This window comes from Bacillus paralicheniformis, from assembly GCF_001042485.2.
In the GTDB taxonomy this organism is placed as follows: domain Bacteria; phylum Bacillota; class Bacilli; order Bacillales; family Bacillaceae; genus Bacillus; species Bacillus paralicheniformis.
Genome location: NZ_LBMN02000005.1, coordinates 139,930 through 162,342, shown reverse-complemented (window position 1 = coordinate 162,342; position 22,413 = coordinate 139,930). Strand labels below are relative to the sequence as shown.

19 protein-coding genes are annotated in these 22,413 nt (G+C 47.4%); 7 read left to right on the top strand and 12 right to left on the bottom strand.

Features of this window, described 5'->3' with window-relative positions; all coding sequences use genetic code 11:
• Nucleotide 1: 1 nt before the first annotated feature.
• A complete protein-coding gene (locus ACH97_RS05780; RefSeq protein WP_020450029.1) occupies nucleotides 2–901 on the bottom strand; it encodes a LysR family transcriptional regulator in 900 nt (299 codons plus the stop codon).
• Between the two features lie 109 nt (nucleotides 902–1,010).
• Here ACH97_RS05780 and ACH97_RS05775 point away from each other — a divergent pair, with 109 nt between their 5' ends.
• The 3 genes from ACH97_RS05775 to ACH97_RS05765 all read left to right on the top strand — a co-directional run bounded on the left by ACH97_RS05775 (nucleotide 1,011) and on the right by ACH97_RS05765 (nucleotide 4,323).
• A complete protein-coding gene (locus ACH97_RS05775) occupies nucleotides 1,011–1,427 on the top strand; it encodes a tautomerase family protein (protein WP_020450030.1) in 417 nt (138 codons plus the stop codon).
• Nucleotides 1,411–2,151: an SDR family NAD(P)-dependent oxidoreductase gene (locus tag ACH97_RS05770; protein WP_020450031.1), complete on the top strand. Its 741-nt coding sequence runs from the start codon at nucleotides 1,411–1,413 to the stop codon at nucleotides 2,149–2,151. The genes ACH97_RS05775 and ACH97_RS05770 overlap by 17 nt, the downstream gene beginning before the upstream one ends.
• 87 nt (nucleotides 2,152–2,238) lie before the next feature.
• Nucleotides 2,239–4,323 (top strand): class I SAM-dependent methyltransferase, encoded by a 2,085-nt coding sequence (locus ACH97_RS05765; protein ID WP_048350148.1) that lies wholly within the window; start codon nucleotides 2,239–2,241, stop codon nucleotides 4,321–4,323.
• A gap of 10 nt (nucleotides 4,324–4,333) precedes the next feature.
• On the opposite strand, the gene ACH97_RS05760 is transcribed toward ACH97_RS05765, so the two are convergent.
• Entirely contained in the window at nucleotides 4,334–5,410 is a 1,077-nt protein-coding gene (locus tag ACH97_RS05760) for a DUF4352 domain-containing protein (RefSeq protein WP_020450033.1), read from the bottom strand.
• A 618-nt stretch (nucleotides 5,411–6,028) separates the two neighbouring features.
• On the bottom strand, nucleotides 6,029–7,429 hold the full coding sequence (locus ACH97_RS05755; RefSeq protein ID WP_035337325.1) for a YfcC family protein: 1,401 nt from the start codon (nucleotides 7,427–7,429) through the stop codon (nucleotides 6,029–6,031).
• Between the two features lie 125 nt (nucleotides 7,430–7,554).
• Here ACH97_RS05755 and ACH97_RS05750 point away from each other — a divergent pair, with 125 nt between their 5' ends.
• Nucleotides 7,555–8,724 carry a M20 family metallopeptidase gene (locus ACH97_RS05750; protein ID WP_020450035.1) on the top strand — a complete coding sequence of 390 codons (1,170 nt, stop codon included), beginning with the start codon at nucleotides 7,555–7,557 and terminating at the stop codon, nucleotides 8,722–8,724.
• A 173-nt stretch (nucleotides 8,725–8,897) separates the two neighbouring features.
• A complete protein-coding gene (locus tag ACH97_RS05745) occupies nucleotides 8,898–10,028 on the top strand; it encodes a type II asparaginase (protein ID WP_020450036.1) in 1,131 nt (376 codons plus the stop codon).
• Nucleotides 10,029–10,059: 31 nt separating this feature from the next.
• Here the strand turns inward: ACH97_RS05745 and ACH97_RS05740 are convergent, their stop codons facing one another.
• Complete coding sequence (locus tag ACH97_RS05740; RefSeq protein WP_020450037.1) at nucleotides 10,060–10,512, bottom strand: GNAT family N-acetyltransferase; 453 nt, start codon at nucleotides 10,510–10,512, stop codon at nucleotides 10,060–10,062.
• A 99-nt stretch (nucleotides 10,513–10,611) separates the two neighbouring features.
• On the opposite strand from ACH97_RS05740, the gene ACH97_RS05735 reads away from it, so the two are divergent.
• Complete coding sequence (locus ACH97_RS05735; protein ID WP_003178655.1) at nucleotides 10,612–12,111, top strand: amidase; 1,500 nt, start codon at nucleotides 10,612–10,614, stop codon at nucleotides 12,109–12,111.
• 22 nt (nucleotides 12,112–12,133) lie between these two features.
• On the opposite strand, the gene pepF is transcribed toward ACH97_RS05735, so the two are convergent.
• Nucleotides 12,134–13,969, bottom strand: coding sequence for an oligoendopeptidase F (pepF, locus tag ACH97_RS05730; RefSeq protein ID WP_048350147.1), 1,836 nt, complete (start codon nucleotides 13,967–13,969; stop codon nucleotides 12,134–12,136).
• Between the two features lie 111 nt (nucleotides 13,970–14,080).
• Nucleotides 14,081–14,350, bottom strand: coding sequence for a GlsB/YeaQ/YmgE family stress response membrane protein (locus ACH97_RS05725; protein ID WP_017474015.1), 270 nt, complete (start codon nucleotides 14,348–14,350; stop codon nucleotides 14,081–14,083).
• A gap of 170 nt (nucleotides 14,351–14,520) precedes the next feature.
• Here ACH97_RS05725 and ACH97_RS05720 point away from each other — a divergent pair, with 170 nt between their 5' ends.
• Nucleotides 14,521–16,236, top strand: a complete 1,716-nt coding sequence (locus ACH97_RS05720) for a serine hydrolase (protein ID WP_048350146.1) — start codon at nucleotides 14,521–14,523, stop codon at nucleotides 16,234–16,236.
• Nucleotides 16,237–16,295: 59 nt separating this feature from the next.
• Here the strand turns inward: ACH97_RS05720 and ACH97_RS05715 are convergent, their stop codons facing one another.
• The 6 genes from ACH97_RS05715 to ACH97_RS05690 all read right to left on the bottom strand — a co-directional run bounded on the left by ACH97_RS05715 (nucleotide 16,296) and on the right by ACH97_RS05690 (nucleotide 22,402).
• The gene (locus ACH97_RS05715) at nucleotides 16,296–17,618 is read right to left on the bottom strand and encodes a (Fe-S)-binding protein (RefSeq protein ID WP_025810806.1); all 1,323 of its coding nucleotides are present in this window, start codon (nucleotides 17,616–17,618) and stop codon (nucleotides 16,296–16,298) included.
• Nucleotides 17,615–19,027, bottom strand: a complete 1,413-nt coding sequence (gene glcD, locus ACH97_RS05710) for a glycolate oxidase subunit GlcD (protein ID WP_023857785.1) — start codon at nucleotides 19,025–19,027, stop codon at nucleotides 17,615–17,617. The genes ACH97_RS05715 and glcD overlap by 4 nt, the downstream gene beginning before the upstream one ends.
• 119 nt (nucleotides 19,028–19,146) lie before the next feature.
• Nucleotides 19,147–19,449, bottom strand: coding sequence for a PTS sugar transporter subunit IIB (locus ACH97_RS05705; RefSeq protein WP_023857786.1), 303 nt, complete (start codon nucleotides 19,447–19,449; stop codon nucleotides 19,147–19,149).
• A complete protein-coding gene (locus tag ACH97_RS05700) occupies nucleotides 19,446–19,778 on the bottom strand; it encodes a PTS lactose/cellobiose transporter subunit IIA (protein ID WP_020450044.1) in 333 nt (110 codons plus the stop codon). Before ACH97_RS05700 ends, ACH97_RS05705 begins: the two co-directional genes overlap by 4 nt.
• Before the next feature lie 16 nt (nucleotides 19,779–19,794).
• Entirely contained in the window at nucleotides 19,795–21,081 is a 1,287-nt protein-coding gene (gene celB / locus ACH97_RS05695; protein WP_020450045.1) for a PTS cellobiose transporter subunit IIC, read from the bottom strand.
• Entirely contained in the window at nucleotides 21,068–22,402 is a 1,335-nt protein-coding gene (locus ACH97_RS05690) for a 6-phospho-beta-glucosidase (protein ID WP_020450046.1), read from the bottom strand. Before ACH97_RS05690 ends, celB begins: the two co-directional genes overlap by 14 nt.
• Between the last annotated feature and the right edge of the window lie 11 nt (nucleotides 22,403–22,413).

The following is a 22,413-nucleotide window of genomic DNA, read 5'->3' as shown; positions in this document are numbered from 1 at the left end:
ATCAGCCGGAAGGTTTTTTCGGTTCTCCCAGTTCCTGTTTCAAATATTGGTAAAGCTTTGCGTCCGCTTGTTTCAGCGGGAAAGACGCGGTTTTGCAAAGGATGCCGAAGGTTACGCTGATCGGGTCATCGCCGATAAACCGGACAATCGTTCCGGGAGGAGGAGGGGAGACGATGCTTTTCGGAATCAGGGCAACGCCGAGTCCAGCGGCAACATAATTTTTCAAAGCGGTCATGCTTCCAATCTCCATCGTGTTCATTTGGCTTCCCGGCAGCTCTTGAAACGCGATTTCGACTTTCTTCCGGTAGGTGCAATTGTTGGCTGTGATCAGTAGACGGTGCTCCCTAAGATCTTTCAGATGGATGTGTTCATTGTTTCCGGCGGGGTGTCCTTCAGGAAGCAGCACTACGAGCTCTTCAGCATATAGCGGTTCAAAATAAAGATCAGTTCCCATTGCCGGAGTCGAACAGACGGCAAGGTCCAGGCTGCCTTGAACCAGCCTTTCCCCCAATGTCGATGAGTTGGCGATATCTACGGAAACCCGGATCTTCGGATAATCCGCTAAAAATCTCCCCAACATCCGCGGCAAATCACAGCTCGCGATTGGTTCGACCGCTCCTAGACGGATATTTCCCGCTTCGCCAAGCAATAAGTCGGCCATATGATGTTGAAGGTGATCCATATTCTTGACAATATGGCTGCTTTCTTCAAAAAAAAGCCTGCCGGCTTCAGTCAGTCGGAATGTTTTCCCCCGCTCGAGCAATCGGATGCCGAGGTCTTCTTCGAGTTTTTTGATTTGCATTGTGACTGTGGACTGCGCATAATTCAGTTCTTCAGCCGCGCGGTTAAAGCTTCCGCAAGCCACGATTTTATGAAACGTCTTTAACGTTTTGAAATCCATCCCATCACCTCAAGTTCAATAAAATTGAATGAATCCTTCAAATGATTCAATTATACAAAATGATATAACCGTTATACACTATTAAACAATACAAAGGAGGAATAAATATATGCCATTTGTCAGGATGGATCTTTTAAAAGGAAGATCAAACGAAGAGCTTCGACGGATCAGCAGAACGGTTCACAAGGCGATGACGGAGACGATCGATGTTCCGGAAGATGATTATTTTCAGGTCATCACCCAGCACGATGAGGAAGAATTCTTTTTCGATCCCGGCTATATGAATATCGAACGGACGAAGGATTTGATCTATATTCACATCACAATGAAAGAGAGACCGGTCGAAAAAAAGCTGGCGCTGTATCAACGCATTGCAGAATGTTTACAAAAAAACGCCGGCATCCGCCAAGAGGACGTCATGATCATTGCGGCCGAAAACGTGAAAGAGAACTGGTCGTTTGGGAATGGAACAGCACAGCTTGCATCAGTTGAAAAGGGAGTGATGAAAAATGGAAATGAAAAATAAAACAGCCCTTGTCACAGGAGGCGGCACTGGGATCGGCAGAGCGGCATCGCTCGCTTTGGCAAACCGCGGCGCAGCGGTTATTGTCAACTATTCGCGTTCCGAAGCGGAGGCTGAAGAGACGGTTGGGATGATTGAAAATCAAGGCGGCCGCGCGCTCGCGATTAAAGCCGATGTTTCTAAGGTCAATGAAGTTCAAGGCATGTTTGATCGGGCGGCCCGTGAGTTCGGCACCGTCGATCTGCTCGTCAACAATGCAAGCATCACCAGGCATATCGAGCTTGATGACTTGGATGGAGCTTCTGAAGAAGTCTGGGATGAACTGTATGCGGTAAATGTCAAAGGGATGTTTTATTGCGCGAGAGCGGCGGCATCTTTAATGAAGCAAAATAAGCAAGGCGCCATCGTAAATGTCGGCAGCATCGCCGGACTGACGGGCTCAGGTTCTTCGCTCCCCTATGCCGTATCAAAAGCGGCGGTCCACGGACTGACGAAATCATTGGCGCATGCGCTCGCTCCGGATATCAGGGTCAGCTGTGTGGCACCTGGCGCTGTATCGACGAGATGGTGGGAGGGGAATGAAGAGAAAATGAAGCGGCTCAGCCAAAAGCTCCCGCTTGAACGGATCGCAAAGCCGGAAGATATCGCCTTGCTCATTTGCGCGCTGCTCGAACAAGAAACGGTTACTGGTCAAATCTTAACGGCGGACTGCGGCCAAACATTATAGCGGTTATAAGTCTATTATCCTATTTCTATATGAAACCATTTACCTTATGATTAGTCATATCGAAATAGAAAAAAGAGGGAAGAACGTATGAGGCGTTTACAATCGTTAGAAGCCATTGAAAAAGTGAAAAGCGGGGATTATCATGTTTTGCGTGATGCCGAATGGCTCAAGTATCTTGTTTTAACTGAAGAACAAAATGTCAATCTGGAGCGGATATCTTCGCTGGAGAACATGCCTCAGAATCCCGTGTTTCTTTATGTGGAACAGACGCTCTCCATCTTGGAGAAAGCGGACATTCCTGAGCGGGAAAAAGAAATCATTGAAGAGGTTCTCATATGGAGTGAAACGGCTAAGTGCGGCCAGCCTCATAAAAGAAAGGAATGGCGTGAGAAAGGCTTTCAGCTTGCGATCCATAATATCGGGTCGGCGCAGATTTATGCTGATCGAAGACAGGCGTATATGCCGGAGCGGCAGGATATTGACGAACTCATCTATATTTTGATTTTGACGCATGGACTCATCGGGCAGTATATCCGCGGGGAATCAAGGTATCGCCAATTCACTCCTCTTATCGATTGGATTGAAGCATCCGAACTTCAGCACATCGACATCAGGCGGGTTCTGTACGTTCTGAACAAATGTATCATTGAAGGGGTTTCGCCGGCACTTTGGGAATCGATTGAACAAGACGTGAACCGGATAATCGGCCAAATCTGCACAGGAGAAAGAAACAAAGATTGGCCGTTTGCGGAAAGGATCAGAAAACTGCGGGGACAGGCGTTCGATTCCGGCGAAGACAGCAGCCGGTACGAGCGGTTTTTGAGGGAACATGCCGCGGAAGATGTGCTGAGACGCTTCTTTCAGCGGGTCGATTTATGGTATGTGGAATCCGCCTTGTCATCGTTCAGTTTTGAAGAGTTTGTCAAAATCTTTTTGCTAGTGCTTCGTTCTGTCAATCCTTTATCAGTCAAGCATATCAGCTTTGAGCCGCTGATGAAGGACATGTACCGTGATTACCAGGGTGTGCGTCATACGAATGTTTATAAAAAACGGATTATCGAAGCGTGCTTAAAAGAGATGTCGATCAGCGATTTGCTTTTCGGCGGGGTGCCTGTAAATGAACACGTTTCGCTTGCTGTTCAGCCGTTTGATCAGGCTTCCGAGATTGTCGGCGTCACGTTTTCGTTTTCGCAGGCCGGACTGAAGCTGATTGAATTTTGCCAGGAAGCGGAGAAATCGCCTTTATATGAACGGGCGATCGTGCTGCTTTATGATTTTTTTGAGTTTCGCAAGGATTCGTTTGACCGGCTGCAAAATGAAGCGGCTTATCTGTCTGACATGAACGGTGCGGAAGATTATAAAAAGAAGATTGCCGATTATGCTGTTGGAGAAAGAATGCTCGACATCGGAGCCGGAGGCGGCGTGATGCTTGATTTGCTGACGGACCAGCATCCTGAAGCAGAGGTCATCGGCATCGACCTTTCCGTCAATGTCATTGAGGAGCTCCAAAAAAGAAAAGTGCGCGAACATAAGCCGTGGCATGTGAAACAGGCTGATGCGTTGGATCTTCCTGAGTACTTCGAACAGAAAAGCGTCGACACGATTGTATTTTCATCGATATTGCACGAATTGTTCTCATACATTCCGTATGAAGGAAAACGATTTAATCACCTCGTCATTGTCCAAGCGTTAAAAAGTTCCTTTGATATTCTGAAGCGGGGAGGCAGAATCATCATCAGGGACGGAATCATGACCGAAAACAAAGAGGAAACGCGGCGGATTCGCTTTAAAGACCCGGATGGAATGGATTTCTTGAAACGGTATATCCATGATTTTAAAGGGAGAAAGGTGCAAATTCTTGAGGCTGAAAAGGATGCGGCTGTACTGTTTGTGAATGACGCGATGGAATTCCTCTATACATATACTTGGGGAGAAGAAGCCTATTCGCATGAAGTGCAGGAGCAGTTCGGCTATTTTACGCCGTCTGAATTCCGGCGCTGTATTGAGAAAGAGTTGGGGGAACGCGCGAACATTCTTGTGTTCGAACACTATGTACAGGAAGGGTATGAAGAACACCTTAACCCTAAAATCGAGCTGACAGACCGGCTCGGCCGACGCGTGCCGCTGCCGGACAGCACTTGTTTTATTGTAATTGAAAAAAAGCGCCACTAGGGTGCTTTTTTTAGTTGTTGCTTTTAAGGAAGCTTGAGAAGTATTGTTCGGTCTTGTAATTATCAGCATCCATTTTCCATTTGTCGTTTTTTGATTTTTCAAGCTTAACTTCAACGGTTTTCTCACTTGAAGTCGCCTGTGCTTTTTTGATTTCTTCACTCATGATGTCAATCGCAGGATTGATCAATTCATCTCTGGACATGAAGTTTTTGCCGCTGTCTTTCACATAGTCTTCCAGTCTTTTCTTCACTTTCTTTTGGACATCCGTATTATCGATTGGTGTAACGGTTGCCTCAACAGTTGCTTCATCGCCTGAAATTGATTTTGTAACTGCTTTGACTTGAGATTTTTCTTGATAAGCGTTTTGGATGGCGCTGATCAGTTTATTCAATTTCTTTTTATCGACATCTTCTTCATCATAATATCCTAAAGAGCGAACGATTGATTTTTGAGCGCCTTCAAGGTAATCGGTAACGACTTCACGTTTATTTTCGTCGACCAGTTTATCAAAGTTATCATTATCTTTGCCGAAAATCGTTACATCTGTGTAAGCCAGCAAAGCTTTTGCCGGATCTTCAAGTTTTTTGGCTGTTTTCAGCAAATCGTCGCTGCCGCCGTCGATCTCGAATTTGACAGGATCGGCTTTGTTTTCACCGTACATGTCAGGTGTGTATTCAAGCTGAAACTTTTTGCCCTTTTCAACGATGTAATAGATATTTCCGTCGACTTCCTTGTCAGAATTCAGCGTGGAAGAACGAAGTCTCTTGTTTCTTTCATCATATACGCTGACGTCCGACATTTTTGAGTCGCCTTCGTAAAGGCTGAATTGGCTTTTATCAACCATCAATGGTTCTTTTCCTGTATTTTTAACGGAAACATTGATCTTTAGTATAAGTTCATTTTCGTGCAGGTTTGTTGATGAATCATCCGGAAGCGTATATTCGGAGCTTAGTATTTTAACTTCTGCATTATCTGCTTTTTTCGTATCTTCTTTCTCTCCGCTCGCACTTTTGCTGCCTCCGCAGGCTGTTGACACGACTGCTACAATCATCAAAAGCATCATTAGAAAAAACTTTTTACTTCGCATGGTCTGTCTCCTTTTTTATTATTATTTTTTCAATGTTATGTAAATGAAAAGAATGGGGTGGTTAGGGTAAAAAGGCCCTTCATCGGGACAAATCTTACTCAAGTCCCGGTCATTTCATTTATCTAACAGTGAAAATTTGATTATAATTCTTCCTTTTTCCTTAGTTTCTTTAAAAAAACAGAAACAACATCACTCATTTTAAGGTTTGAAGAATCAATAATAAATAGGTGTTAAATACTAATTTTGGTCAATGTTTTGCAAGATTAGGCATGTTTTCAAACTTTGGGTAGTATGAATAGACTAAAACTAATGACTTACAAAACGGTGCATTTAATTGAGATTGATCCATTTTCCACCTTAGCCATGACAAGGCAGAACAGGTGAAAAATATAAGTGTTTTGTTTAGAATCCGCCACTTTGTTGATGAATTTTGAAATTGGACTATGGTGGATAAAAAGTCCTGTTTTCGGGTTTTCTTAACCTGAGCTTAAAATTTAGTAGATCAATCGTCTCAGAAACGCCGGTTTTGATGGTTTAGGCTTCTCTATGGTCAGGGAGACGGAGACATGTATGAGGAATGCAGCCGGGGGCTCCGGCTGCATATTGTGGACCGGATGTTTACTTAATACCGATGATCATGGCGATAACAATTGCGGCGGCGCCGATGAAAATCCAGCCTGCGACCAGCTTCCAGACAAACTTGACCCAGCGTTCGTAAGTGACGCCTGCGATTGACAGCGAAGCCATCAGTACACCGGAGGTCGGGATGATGGAGTTGGTGATTCCGTCTCCGTATTGATACGCGAATACGGCAATCTGGCGTTCGAATCCCAATAAATCGGCCAGCGGCGCCATAAGCGGCATCGTTGTGGCTGCCTGTCCGCTTCCGGATGGAATAAATGTGTTGATCACGATTTGCACGGCGAACATGCCAATGGCGCTGATTTCGTTCGGAAGTGAGCTGATGGCTGAAGCAAGGCTGTTGATGATCGTATCGATAATCTGTCCGTTTTCCAATACGATGACAATGGCACGGGCGAAGCCGACAATCAGCGCTCCGTATACAACCTGTTTCATACCGTCAACAAATGAATGGAAGGTGTTGTTGATGCCGAGTCCTCCCGCAAGGCCGGCGGCAAAGCCGATGATGAGAAAGCCGGCCGACAGCTCGCTTAAAAACCACCCCCATTGAAATACACCGAACATATTGATGCCGAAGCCCAATGCTGTAATCAGCAGGACGAGGCCGTGTCTTCCGGTGAAGGAAAGATCAGCGTGTCCTGCGGCTGTCTCTTCATTCATCTCTGTTTCGCTTCCATACATCAAACCGGTATTTGGGTGCGCTTTGACTTTTTCAGCGTACCGCATGACATAAAAAATGGAGAAACCGAGCATGGCGGCATAAACGGCCAATCTATAACCGAGGGCGCTAAACACTGGGACTTCCGCAATTGTCTGTGCGATTCCGACTGTGAACGGGTTCAACATGCCGCCGGTGAACCCTGCAGCCGCGCCAAGGGAAATCATCGCCAGCCCGGTCATTGAATCATAGCCAAGCGCTCTTGCAACAGCGATGCCGATCGGAATAAAAATAATCGTCTCTTCAGATAAACCGATCGTTGCGCCTCCGATGGAAAAGACGAACATGGTGACGGGAATCAGGAGGAAACCGCGTTTCTTCAAGCGCTGCACGAGCACATGAACACCTGCACGAATCATCCCGGTCTGATGGATGATGCCGAAAGCTCCGCCTATTAAAAAGATGTAAAAAATAATATCCGCCGATTGAATCATGCCTTCCGGTATGGCTTTAAACATCTCGAAAAAACCGACCGGACCGGCGTCAGTCTGTGTGTAGCTCCCTTGTACGATAACCGTTCGGCCGTCTTCTTCAACCCGTTCAAATTCTCCTGATGGAATGAAGTATGAAGCCAGTGCAGCTAAAATGATAATGAAAAAAATCAAAGCATAAGTATGAGGGAAGTGCAGTTTTATTTTCTGGGGGGTGCCATTGCTCATTCCGTTCGTCTCCTTTATAATGTATTAATATTCATATAATTATATATTTAATCATTTTGAGGATATGAGCTTTACTTTGTCAACCCTGGAAAAGAACTTCCGGTAATGGAGAAGGGAGAACCGTTATGAAAAAACAAATTGAGAAAGAGATCGAACATATTCGTGAAGAGCTGCTGCATATCAGCCAGTATATAGGCAATCACCCTGAACTGGGGCATGAAGAATTCAAAGCTTCAAAGATTCTGTCCGAGGAGCTGAAAAAACACGGTTTTCAGGTGGAATTAGGAACATGCGGCCTTGCGACGGCGTTTACGGCCGAATTTGACAGCGGCCGTCCCGGCCCTGCCATCGGGTTTATGGCTGAATATGATGCATTACCTGACCTTGGCCATGCCTGCGGGCACAATTTGATCGGCACGATGGCGGTCGGCGCCGCAATCGGCGTCAGCAAAGTCATCGCATCATGCGGAGGGAAAGTGTATGTTTACGGAACGCCTGCGGAAGAAACGAAAGGCGGAAAAGTAACCATGGCTGAACAAGGGGTTTTTGATCACTTGGACGCCGCTATGATGGTTCATCCGTATTGCAGGCATGAAAAAAGCGGAACATCGCTGGCGATGGATGCGATTCAATTCGAATTCTTCGGAAAGGCCTCGCATGCGGCGGGAGCGCCTCACGAAGGAATCAATGCGCTCGATGCCGTCATTCAGACATTCAACGGCATTAATGCGCTCAGACAGCATATTCTCCCTGATGCCCGGATTCACGGGATTATCCCAGAGGGAGGGAAAGCGGCAAATGTTGTGCCGGATTATGCGGTTGCCCAGTTTTATGTCAGAGGAACGGAACGTGCTTATGTCAATGAATTGCTTGATAAAGTAAAAAATTGTGCAAAAGCAGCCGCACTTGCGACTGGAGCCCGACTTGAGAGCTCTTTTTACGAGCTGTCTTACGATGATTTGAAAACAAATGAAACGCTGTCAGACGCCTTTACACAAAACATGATCGAGTTGGGCGTCGATCCCGATTCGATTCATGAAAAAGCGGACGGAGGAGGTTCAGTTGATATGGGGAATGTCAGCCAGATCGCACCTTCCATTCATCCTTATGTACAAATTTGCGATGAACCGTACGCGTGCCACACACCCGAGTTTCGGGAGGCAGCCATGAGCAGCCAAGGGTTCGAAGGCTTAATGCTCGGCGCAAAATCTATGGCATTCACGGCCTATGATGTGCTCACCAATGAAGAGCTGTTGAGAAAAATAAAGGAAGAATTCAGCTTTTTAAAACAATAGAAGGTCTGAAGAGGGAAACGAGGTTTCCCTTTTTTTAATGCCAAAAAACGCAGAAGAAAATCTAACATATGAATAGACAACGTATAAATGCATTTTAAACTGGTATGAAAGAGAGGAGGAAAGAGAAAATACATATATAATTAGCGGACTTCGCAGCAGGGAGAGATCAAAACATGACGAAAAAACGAATGTTATTTATTGTGTTAGGCTTATTGCTTTTGATCAATGCCGGGTGCTCCGGTTCAAACGAATCTCGAAATGAAACAAAGGCCCGGGCGAAGACGGAAACTGCTTCTGTTAAGACTGCCCAAGGAAATGACCGTCTGCCCAACATAAGAATTTTGGCTACAGGGGGGACAATTGCCGGAGCGAATCAGTCCAAAACGTCGACGACCAATTATAAAGCGGGTGCAGTCGGGATTGATACGCTCATCGAAGCCGTTCCGGAAATGAAGGATATCGCGAATATCAGCGGAGAACAAGTGGCAAACATCGGAAGTCAGAATATGACTAATAAAACGCTCCTGAAATTGAGCAAGCGCACTGCGAAGCTTTTAGCTTCAGATGATGTCGATGGAATTGTCGTCACTCACGGAACGGACACCTTGGAAGAAACGGCTTATTTTTTAAATCTCGTCCTCAAAAGCGATAAACCCGTCGTTGTGGTCGGATCTATGCGGCCTTCCACAGCGATTGGAGCCGACGGGCCTGCCAACTTGTACAATGCTGTAAAGGTCGCTGCGAGCAAGGAAGCTTACGGGAAAGGAACCATGGTGGTGCTGAATGACCGGATTGCTGCGGCAAGATATGTGACGAAAACCCATACGACAGCTCCTGACACTTTCAAGTCGGAAGAAATGGGGTACCTCGGCAATATTGCCGACGGCATCTATTTTCATAATGACATCACAAAAAAGCATACGAAAGATACCGATTTTAATATTTCCAAGATCAATCTGCTTCCTCAAGTCGACATCATATACGGGTATCAAAACGACGGGCGCTATCTGTTTGACGCTGCAATCAAGGCGGGAGCGAAAGGCATTATCTATGCGGGAAGCGGAAACGGTTCAGTCTCTGACGAGGCGAAAAAAGGGGCAGTCGCAGCGGTGAAAAAAGGGGCGGCAGTCGTGCGTTCTACACGCACCGGCAGCGGGGTTGTCACGCCCAATCCTGATCTTGAAAAGGAAAACATATTGGCTTCCAACTCTTTGAACCCGCAGAAAGCCCGGATTTTGCTGATGCTGGCGCTGACCAAAACAGATGATCCGAAAAAGATCCAGTCCTATTTTGAAGAATATTGACGAGAATCCGCCGGGGAGCCCGGCGGATTTTTTAAAGATCGAGCGCTAAGCGAACCATATCGATGCAGCGCATGCCGTTTTCGTATATCGGTTTCTCGTAATGCCTCAAGAAAAAGTCGCGGTCGATGCCGGTGATTCTAAATCCGCATTTTTGATAGAGCGCAAGCTGGCCGATGCTTGAATTCCCGGTTCCGATTTCAATTGTCTTAAATCCTTGTGATTTTGCCGTTTCAATCGCATGCATAACCAATTGTCTGCCGATTCCTTTTCCCTGCAGATCTTCTTTGACGGCGATATTGACGAGCTCTGCTGTTTCTGGTCTCGTCGGCAGCAGCACATAGACACCTACAATCCGGCGGTCGATTTCTGCTGTATAGCATTGTCCCCGTTTGAGATAATCGATAACCAGTTTTTCGGAAGGGTCTGCCGTCAACAGTAAATCAAGCGGCGGCTCATGTTCTGGATGCAATCTCCGAATGTTCATTTCACTCATCTCCTTTTGATCTAAACAGAAATCGTTGAAATCCCCAAAAGGCTCATGCACAATAGTAAGCACAAGCGAACAGTAAAGTGAGGTACTGATATGAATATATCTGACTATGTAAAGCATGACGCGGTTGCTTTATCTAAGCTTATCAAACATGGGGAAGTAACGGTCAACGAATTAATCGACGCTGCTTTTTCCCGTCTTGAAGAAGTCAATCCAGAACTGAATGCAGTCATTCGGACAAGAAAAGAGCAGGTCAAAATTGAATCCAAACAGCTTGACATCAGACACCAGCCGTTTGCCGGGGTGCCGATTCTTTTAAAGGACATTTCCCAAGCGTTGAAAGGGGAGCCTCTCACAGCCGGCGCCAAGCTGCTTTCATCTTATAAACCAAAGCGCGATTCGAATTTCGTCGCGAAATTGCGCGGCGCCGGTTTTTTATTTCTCGGACAGACGAATACACCCGAATACGGATTAAAAAATATTTCTGAGCCTGAATTGTATGGGCCGTCGCGAAATCCTTGGAACACTGATTATTCACCCGGGGGTTCAAGCGGCGGTTCTGCGGCTGCGGTGGCGGCCGGAATCGTTCCACTTGCAGGGGCAAGCGACGGGGGAGGCTCCATCCGGATACCGGCTTCCTTTACCGGACTATTCGGTCTGAAACCGACCCGGGGCAGAACGCCTGTAGGACCGGGCGCCGGACGGCAGTGGCAGGGGGCATCGATCGATTTTGTGCTGTCCCGTACGGTCAGGGACAGCGCGGCGCTCCTGGATATTCTGCAAACCATTCAGCCTGAAGCCGCTTTTCAAACGCCTTTATTTCCAGGTCAGTATGAAGAGGATATGAAAAAAGGGCTGGAGCGCCCTTTGAAAATCGCATTCTCTGTAGAATCACCCGTCGGAACGCCTGTCAGCGATGAAGCCAAACAAGCCGTCCGCCGCACCGTTCGATGGCTGGAAGCGCAGGGACACCATGTCGAAGAGCAGACGAACGGCGTTGACGGAATCCGGTTAATGGAGAACTACTACTTAATGAACAGCGGTGAAATTTCCGCGATGATTCTTGGAATGGAAAAAACGCTTGGAAGAGCGATCACTGTTCAGGACGTTGAAATTGTCACATGGGTGCTGAATGAAGCAGGCAAAAAAGTGTCGGCAGCCGAATTTACAGCAAGCCTTGCTTCCTGGGATCGAGCAGCTGCACAAATGGCGGCGTTTCATGAGACCTATGATCTGTATGTGACCCCGGCAACGGCTTACCCCGCTCCAAAGGTCGGCGAGCTCACCCATACCGAAAAAGAAGCCGAAGCTCTCCTGAAAGTGAGTGAGCTGGAAAAAATCGAGCAGCAGTCGCTGATTTATCAAATGTTTTTGAAAAGCTTGACATATACACCATTCACACAGCTTGCCAACTTAACCGGACAGCCTGCAATGAGCGTCCCGGTCCATCTGACAAATGAAGGTTTGCCGCTGGGTGTTCAAGTGACGGCTCCGAAAGGAAAGGAACATTGGCTGCTGCGCACCGCCCATTTATTAGAGCAATCAGACTTATGGATCGGAATGAAAGGAAATCCAATGCTCGGCAGTCTGTAACCGTATAAGAGAGGACCGCCCGTTAATCAGGCCGGTCTTCTTTTGGATCATACAGTTTTTCGAGCTCGTCAACCAATGTTCCGACATACGCAACTGCCTGGCGTATCGGTTGATCCGTCGACATGTCAACACCCGCGTGTTTCAACAGGTCCAGCGGTTTCATTGTACCGCCTGTTTTTAAAACGTTCAGCCATCTCTCGACGGCAGGGCGACCTTCTTCTTTAATTTGCTGCGAGACGATTGTCGATGCTGTCAGCCCGGCTGAATAGGTGTAAGGGTATAACCCCATGTAGTAGTGCGGCTGACGCATCCATGTTAAACCTGCCCCTTCATCAAGCTTCACTCCGCTGCCCCAGAATTCGGACAGCACGGCGGTGGTTTGTTCAGACAGTACGGAAGCGGTAAGTGCGCACCCTTGTTCGGCGAGTTCGTAGACTCTCCGCTGATATTCCCCTTCAAGCAGATGGGTGACAAAATTGTGGTAATACGTGCCCATCAATTGGTTGATGACCCAGCGCTTCATTTTCGGGTCATTTGTTTTGGAAAACAAATGCTGGGCGAGAAGCATTTCGTTCATTGTAGAAGGCGCTTCGATGAAATATAGAGACGGTCTGACATTCATGATGCGCTGCTTGCGGTTTGCCAAGTAGAAATGACCGGCATGACCGAGTTCATGGGCAAGGGTAAAGGCGTCCCGCATCGTATCCGTCCATGTCATCAAAATGAAGGGATGCACTCCGTACGGACTTGAACAAAACGCACCCGTGGATTTGCCGATGTTGTCAGCGAGATCAACCCACCGCTCAGTCAATGCGGTTTCCATGACTTCCGCGTACTCGGGTCCCATCACTTGTAAAGCGTCCAAGATCATCCGGCCGGCCTGTTCGTAAGTCGTCTTTGGACTGAAGTCGTGATCAAGCGGAGCCTGCAAATCGCAGAAGCGCATGTCGTCGAGGTCTAATACGCGTTTTTTCAAGGCGGCATACTTGCGCATATGAGGTGCAAGTTCGTTTTTAATCACATCAAGCTGGTTGTGGTACATTTCGAGCGTGACGCTTTGCGGCTGAAGAAGCATATCGGTGGCGGATTGATATCCGCGAAGCCTTGACATGCCGACCTGTTTTTTGACTTCTGTTTCATAGACGGCGGCGATGGTATTTTTGTATGTTTGCAGGGTATTTGTAAAGGAGTCAAAGGCGGTTCTGCGAATATGCGTATCAGGAGAGAACATGTATTTTCCTTCATATAACGCGAACGAATTGGCCAACTCATTGCCGTTCCGGTCCTGAATCGGTGAAAATTGCATATCTGCAAGCTTCGCCATCCCGAAAATTTTGTACGGTGCATCATGCACTTCGCCTAAAACGGCTAACGCTTCCTCTGTTTCGGGAGCAAGCTTATACGGCTTGCGCTCCATTATCTCGGACAGCATTTTGCTGAAAGGCTCCAGTCCTTTCTCATTTTTTATGTACGTCTCCACTTGATTTTCGGGGAATTCGAGAATTTCCGATTGGATAAATGAAAGCCCGGCGTTTAGTTTTGCTTGAAGTGCGGCCATCCTTGAAGCGTCGGCTTGGTTGACGGGGTTTGTCAAATCTTCGGACTTTCTGAGGTGAGTATAGGCGGCGGCCCGGACTAGGCGCTCTAGCAGTTTTTCCTGCAGCATTAAACAATCGAGCAACACGTCAGCTCCTTCGTGAAGCCTTCCTTTAAATGAGCCGATGGATACGAGATCTTCCTCAATTTTCACAAGTGCGTCTTCCCAAGCTTCATAAGAAGGAAATAAATCAGTAAGATTCCAAGTCAGTTCCTGCGGCACCTCAGAGCGCTTCGGTCTTTTTTCTGCCACTTTTTCCAATGTACAGCCTCCCCTTGAAAATATTTCGTGTTTCTAATTAATTATATAAAAGACGGCAGCAGAATGAAATAAAAAACGACGGTTTCTAATGAAACCGTCGTAAATCATCCATTATTGAGCATTGCGGTTTCGTCCGCCCATACTTCTCATGACAAGACTGACGATGAAAATCAAAATGATCGCACCGATCAGAGCCGGAATGATATTAAATCCGCCGATCATCGGACCCCAGCGTCCCAAAATCATGGAGCCGAGCCATGAACCGATAAATCCCGCGATAATATTTCCAATGATTCCTCCGGGTACATCACGTCTGATAATGAGGCCGGCCAGCCAGCCTAAAATTCCGCCGATGATCAATGACCAAATAAATCCAAACATTGAACAAAACCTCCTTGTTTTTTAGACATTTTCAGCCTTATACCTATCTTTTGGAATTCGTGAATAAATATACAAATTTTCTCTAAATGAAACCATTCGGGCGAACAAACGTATGGAATACGGACACCTGGAACAGGCATAAGACGCTTAGATCAAGAGAGGAGAGTAAAATGAGACAGCCTATAAAGGAATTAAAAGGCTTTCGGGCATTTGCCCTGGAAAAAATGAAGGAGTGGAACGTTCCCGGAGCCGCTGTTGCAGTCATTAAGGAAGACGAGATCATCATGGCGGAAGGGTTTGGATTCAGGGATAAAGAACGGAAATTAAAAGTGAACCCGGAAACGGTATTTGCGATCGGTTCCGCTTCCAAGGCATTTACAACGGCGGCGATGGCGGTTTTGGCTGATGAAGGGAAAATGGAATGGGACAAGCCGGTAAGGGAATACCTCCCGGAGTTTAAGATGTATGATCCGGTGGCAACCGAACGGATGACTCCCCGTGATCTGGCGTGCAATCGTTCGGGCCTCCCAAGACACGAAATGATGTGGTACAATTCCTCCTTTTCAAGGGAAGAGCTTTTCAGACGGCTCCGCTACCTTGAGCCGAATCTGGATTTTCGATCAAAATGGCAGTATCAGAACCTGATGTACATGACGGCCGGTTATCTTGCAGGAAGAATAGCGGGAACGACATGGGAGGAGTTTGTTCATGAGCGGATTTTCAAACCCTTGCATATGACATCCAGCAGCTTCTCGGTCGAAGATATGCAAAAGCTTTCCGATTTTGCCTTTCCATATCAAGAGAAAAACGGAACAGTTGAAAAAATTCCTTTTCGCAATATCGATGTGATCGGGCCGGCTGGATCGATCAATTCCAATGCCTTGGATATGGCAAATTGGGTGCTGCTTCAGCTTGGCAGCGACAAATTCAGCGGTGTTCTATCAGAGGGAAGCCTTCATGAGCTGCATACGCCTTGCATTTCCTGCGACTCCATTCTTAAAGCGAAGGAACTCCCTGTCTGCAGCTATGGGCTCGGCTGGTTTGTTGAACCGTACCGTGGCCGTCATATGATTCATCATGGCGGAAATATTGACGGTTTTTCATCGCTTGTTGCTTTCATGCCTTATGAAAAAATCGGGATTGCCATTTTGACAAATATGAACGGCAGCTTTCTCCCAAATGTTCTGGCGTACAATATTTTTGACCGCTTGCTTGGATTGGAAGAGATTGATTGGAACGGCCGGCTGAAAGGCGAAGCGGAAAAAATAATGAAAGCGGCTTTAGGCGTGGATCGAACCGCGGATCTTACCAAAATTGAAGGAACGAAGCCTTCTCATGACCTGAAGGACTACACAGGTGTATACGAGCACCCCGGCTACGGTGAAATCAAAATAGAGTGTAAAGACGGTATGTTACAGGCGCTCTTCAATTCGTTTGTGATGCCTTTGAAGCATTATCATTACAATATATTCGAGATGAAAATGCCGCTCACGGAGATGGCGATGCTCTCATCTTTCAGCGCTGATATACACGGACATATCAGCCGCCTTTCCGTACCGTTTGAAATGGCGGAAGGCGCTGGAGAAATCGAATTTGTCAGGAAGCCGGATCAGCGGTTGTACGATCCTGAATTTCTTGCTTCTTTAACGGGCGAATATGCATTGGAAGACGGAACAGATGTCGTTGTGTCTTTCAGAAACAACCGGACGCTCTGGGTTTCATTGCCCGGTCAGCCTGATTACGAACTTGAGCCTTACCGTGAGTTGACATTTCAAATCAAAAACCTGCCGGGTTTCAGCGTCCGGTTCGAAGCCGGCGATTCCGGACAGGTAACAGGTTTGCGCTTCATCCAGCCGAATGGAGAATTTCCTGCTGTCCGGAAATAGCAGCAGAAGACATATTTCGATTTATTTCCCGAGAAATATACCAAATGTGAGCCGCCTAGTCACTCCTGGACGGCTTCCAGCAATAAATCCGCCAGATGAACAGCTCTCACTTGGTTTGTAAGCCCAGCTCGTTCAATGCCGAGCTTCATTTGCAGCAGACATCCGGGATTAGCTGTAACGATCGTAGCGGCCCGGGTCGCTGCTGCTGCTTCCATTTTTGTATCGAGAATTTTCATCGACATTTCGGATTCGACAATGTTATAAATACCGGCTGATCCACAGCAGCTTTCGGCATTTTTCATTTCCTTGAATTCAATGCCGTTGATGCTGCGAATAAGGTATCTCGGCTCAGCGGAGGTGTTCATGACATTTCGCAAATGGCACGAATCTTGGTAGGTGACGATTTGCTGCGGCAGTTCAAGGGATCGCTGATCAAAGTTCAGCTCCAACAGGACGGAAGAAAAGTCTTTCAGTTTCCCTGTAAAAACCGCTGCCCGTTTCCGCCATTCAGAGTCATCTTTCAGGAGATGATCATATTCCTTTAAAAATGCTCCGCATCCCCCTGCATTTGTCACGATAAAGTCCGCGTTTGAATCCTCGAATGCCTGAATATTTCGTTTTGCGAGCAGGACGGCCTCAGACTTTTCGCCGCTGTGTCCGTGGAGGGCACCACAGCAGGTCTGCTGTTCGGGAATGATGATCTCGCAGCCGGCCAGCCGCAGCAGCTCGATGGTTGCCATATTCGTATCTAAAAACAACGTATCCATGAGGCAGCCCGAGAAAAAGGCGGCCCGTTTTTTTCTCTCTCCGATCGCAGGGAGCAGGTGCGGCCGTTTTTTCAGCTGTTTCATATCGGGAACTTTCGGCAAAACAGCCTCCATTTTCGCGAGATGGTCCGGCAAAAGACGAAGTAAGCCCGATTTGCGAATCACATTTTGCATGCCGGAACGCTGATACACGCCGAGTATTCCAGTCAGCGCCCTGATTCTGTTTTGGTGGGGGAAAAGCCCTTTGAATACCGCGCGGCGAAGCACTTTAACCGGAAGGGTGTGTTTTTTGTTCTGCTGAATAATATCCCTCGCTTCTTCAAGCAAGCGCCCGTAGTTTACGCCTGAAGGACATACAGGTTCACACGCCCGGCAGCCGAGGCAAAGCTCCAGTGACCGTTCGACATCCTCATCAGGCTCAATCGCCCCATCGACGACCGCTTTCATGAGCGCGATGCGTCCGCGCGGTGAATGGCTTTCCTGAAAACCGGATTCGATATAGGTGGGGCATGACGGCAGACAAAAGCCGCAGCGCATGCAATTCAGCAGCTCTTCCTCGTCCATTCTTTTTTTAAACTGCTGTTCAATGACCTTTCTTTCGTTAGCTGTCGTCATTTTGTCACCACCACCCGCTTGCGGGAGTCTTTCGCAAATATCTTCCCGGGATTCATGATGCTGTTAGGATCCAGCGCCTGTTTTACCGCCTTCATGGCGGCGATTCCCGCTTTGCCCAGCTTCAGTTCCAGATAAGGAGCTTTCATTTCGCCGACCCCATGTTCTCCGGTGATTGTTCCTCCCAGCTCAACCGCTTTTTTAAAGATGTCTTCAAAAGCCTGTTCGACCCGTTTCATTTCTTCACTGTTTCTGACATCTGTCGTACAGGTCGGATGAAGGTTGCCGTCGCCTGCGTGCCCGAATGTACAAATCGATATTTTGTGCTTTTCGGCGATCGTATTAATTGCTTTTACCATTTCGGCAATTTCAGAGCGCGGTACCGTGGCATCCTCCAGAATGGTCGTCGGCTTTAAACGGGCTAAAGCGGAAAGTGCGGTGCGGCGGGCCTCCCGAAGATTTTCCGCTTCAGCTTCTGTTTGCGCGGTTTGAACGGACACAGCATTTCCTTTTGTGCAAATCTCTTCAATCAGGGCAATGTCACGGCGGACTGCTTCCTCGGTGCCGTCCTGTTCGATCAGGAGAACCGCTTTGGCATGGACGGGAAGGCCGATTTTCGCGAAGTCTTCGATCACCTGAATCGTGGGCTGATCGAGAAATTCGAGCGTCGTCGGAATGATTTTGTGTGCGATGATATTTGAAACCGTTTGGGCTGCAGAGTCGATATCTTGATAGAGGGCGAGGACGGTTTTTTTTGTTTCGGGTGCCGGGATGAGTTTCAATGTTGCTTCAGTAATGATGCCGAGCGTTCCTTCAGAACCGACGAAAAGACGCGTCAAATCATAGCCGGCAACGTCTTTGGCGAGTTTGCCGCCAGTGCGGATGATATCCCCGTTTGCGAGAACGACTTCAAGCGCCATGACATAATCGCGTGTCACTCCGTATTTCAGCCCGCGGAGGCCGCCCGAGTTTTCATTGATGTTGCCGCCGATTGTCGAGATCTTCATCGAGCTCGGATCGGGCGGATAAAATAATCCCTTTTCTTCAGCGGCGTGAATTAAATCAAGCGTGATCACGCCGGGCTGAACGGTTATCGTTAAGTTTTCTTCATCGATTTCTAAAATTCGATTCATATGCTTAAACAGGAGGACAATTCCTCCTTCAGTCGGGCATGTGCCGGCGCAAAGATTTGTACCTGAACCTCTCGGCACAATCGGAATGCGGTGCGTGTTGCAGATTTTCACGATTTGCGATACTTCTTCTGTGCTGCGCGGGGCTATGACCGCGTCAGGCATCGATTGAAACTGGGGTGTCGCATCATAAGAATAGACGAGCCGTCCGGCGTTCGAATCGTCATAATTGACAGAGCCGACAATTTCAATCAACTGGGATTTCACTTGTGAGGAAATCATGTATGATCACATCCTTTACCAATTATTATACAAAAACAAACGCTTTCAAAAAATCATTCTTTTAAACTTCAAAAAAAAGAACCCGTTTTCAAAGAAAACGCGGTTCTTTGCAGGAGGCATCAGGTTGCAAGGCTGATTGCCTGATTCAGCACTTTTGCACCGTCCATCATTCCATAAGCCATTTGATCAATGACGGCCACGGGCGTATGATAAGGCTCGGCACGCTCTGTCATTTGCCCTTTTAAATACCGGACCTGCGGACCAATCAGTATCACATCAATTTCATCCAGATGACTTGGCAAATCTGCCTCCGCATATGCATTAATTTCGGCCTTCAATGAACGGTTTTTCGCTTCTTCCCTCATTTTTTTGACCAGTATACTCGTAGACATTCCAGCTGAACATACAAGTGCGATCTTCATTTTTCTCTTCCTTTCTGAAGCTCTTGATATAAATGAATCAATTCTTTCGCCAAATCTTTTACAGTCATGGCTGTCATTAAATGGTCCTGCGCATGGATTAATAATAGATTGGGTGAAAGGCCTTCGCCTTGTGCTTCTTTTTGCAGAAGGCGGGTTTGTGCCTGATGAGCTTGGCTCAGCTCCGATTCTGCTTCTTGTATTTTTTGATATCCGGTTTCCCATTCGTGTTGTTTCACAAGCTGCAATGCTTCCATTGCAGAAGAACGCGCATTTCCGGCGTGAAGAATGATTTCAAATGAGACCTGTTCCAATTGTAGTGTATCTGCCATAACATTCACTCCTTACTTATTCGTTTTCTGTCTGGTGCAAGGCGGAACGTTCTGCTGCTTTTATAAACGGGAGGTAGAGCAGGGTGGCCAGCACCAGGTTGAAGATTTGCAATAAGACTCCCCGGACTGATCCTCCGGTGACGAGATACCCGCTGACAATCGGCGGCGTTGTCCACGGAAGGATCGCGACAGTTTTCGGGACGAGACCGGAAGCCAAAGCGACATATGACGTAATCGTTAAAATTAATGGAATCAAGATAAACGGAATGAACATGATCGGGTTTAATACAATAGGAAGTCCGAACAGAACGGGCTCATTGATGTTAAAAAGGCCGGGTGCGAGAGACACCTTCCCGATCGTTTTGTAGTGCTTCGATTTCACGGCAATTAAAATGCCGGCAAGCAGAGCCAATGTCGTTCCCGATCCCCCCATAAATACGTAAGAATCGAAGAAAGGCTTTGTCACAATATACGGCACTTCAAAAGCGCTCATTCCTTGCGAGAATAAGTGTTGATTTTCCTGAATAAGCGGGAGGTAGACGGATTCCATGATCGGCCCGAGGATATTTGTTCCATGCAATCCAAAGAACCAGAGCAAATGATTCAAGAAAGTGAAAATCAAGGCTGACCCAACCGTGTTGGAAAGACCTTGAAGCGGCTCTTGAATCGTGCTGAAAACAAGCTCATGGATGCTTTGTCCCGAATAATGAACAATCAGAGCATTACATAGCCCGGCAGTGGATAAGATGACGGCAGCCGGCAATAGAGCATTCAAGGATTTTGTGACGCCGTCAGGCACTCCTTCAGGCATTTTGATTTTCCATTTCTCATTTTGTGAAAACAGCCGGAAGACTTCCGTCGACAGCAAAGCCACGATTAAGCCGACGAACAGGCCTTGTGCTCCCAGCCAAGTCATTGAAAAGCCAAAGTCTTCAGTGGTCGGCGTAAGCACGGCGAATGCGCCAATCCCGATTAATGCGGCAGACAGGCCATCTGTGTGATAGGACTCGGCCAGCTTAAAGCTGACAGCCGCAACGGCTAAAAGGCTCAACAGAGCAAAAGAGCCATTCCATATCGCCCCGCCGACAGCAGTCCATCCCTCTCCGAACAGGCCGGTCATAAAGTTTTGAAACGCCGGTATTGGAAAATTATTAACCAGGATGGCGAGGGAACCGATGATAATAAGAGGCATAATGGCGATGAATCCGTCGCGTATTGCAATCAGGTGTCTTTGGGAACCGATCTTTCCGGCGATCGGCATGATGTTTGCTTCGATGAATGCCATCATTTTATTTTGTTTCATGTTCACAGACCTCCTCAAAAAATTGCGGGAGGTAACGTTTATGCGCCTCGAGCATTTCATCCAGTACCTTTTGAGCTTTGTGATCAGAGGAGACCAACGGATTGGTGATCATGGCTGAATATGCCGTATTGTAGTCGCCGGTGACCGCAGCTTCAATCACTAATTGTTCAAATTTTTTCATCAGGCAGATCGGCCCGCAAATGGCAGCAGGCAGTTTTCCGACGGTCAGAGGAATCGGTCCGCTTTTTGTAATGACACTGTTGACTTCGATCACCGCATCATCGGGAAGGTCTGGTATGCTTCCTTTATTCAGTGTGTTCACGGTCTGAATATCCATTGAATGATGATAAAGCGAGTTCATTAATGAGCAGGCTGATTCACTATAGTAAGCCCCGCCGCGGCCTTCCAGTTCTTTAGGCTTCTCATGGATCTCGGCGTCTTTGTATTTCTCAAACAGCTGCCGCTCCACTTCCATGACGGTTTCCGCTCGTGTTCCGTTGTTATTGTACGCTTCGATATCTTTTGCGAGCGCATCTTCATGTTGATAATAGTACTGATGGTACGGGCTCGGAAGCATACGTAAAGACCGCAGAAATTGGCGATTCCACGGCAACGCCGCAATATTGGAGGGCGAGTAGCCGAGGTAATCATTCAACAGATGCTCAATCGTCTCTTCCGTCCGGTCGATGCCGTCGATCCATACCCTTTTTCCGAAAACAAAATGGTTGAGGCCTGCGAATTCAATCATGACGCGGTTCACATCCACGCCGAATATTTCTGCAATGCTATTTTTCATGTTGTAAGGAATATTGCATACCCCGACGACCTTTTGATGAGGTCCGTGCTTCAGCAAAGCTTCCGTCACGATGCCGGCCGGATTGGTAAAGTTGATCAGCCATGCTTCGGGACAAATCTTTTGGATATCGCGAGCGATATCCAGCATGACAGGAATTGTGCGGAAAGCTTTAAACATACCGCCGGCTCCGTTTGTTTCCTGCCCGATTAGGCCGTGGCTGAGCGGAATTTTTTCGTCTAAAGCTCTCGCCTTCAGTCCGCCGACTCTGATTTGAACCGTGACGAAATCGGCACCTTGCAACGCTTCTGCCCGATCTATTGTATGGCTCAGTTCGATGGGAACCCCCGCATGCCTGATCATTCGCTTCGCGAGTTCTGAGACGATGCGAAGTTTTTCTTTGCCCTCCTCGATATCAACAAGTGCAATCTCATTCACCGGAAATTGATGTTGCCGTTTGATGATGCCTTCAATAATTTCCGGTGTGTAGCTGGACCCTCCGCCTATAACAACTACTTTCAGCGCCATAATCCCCCTCC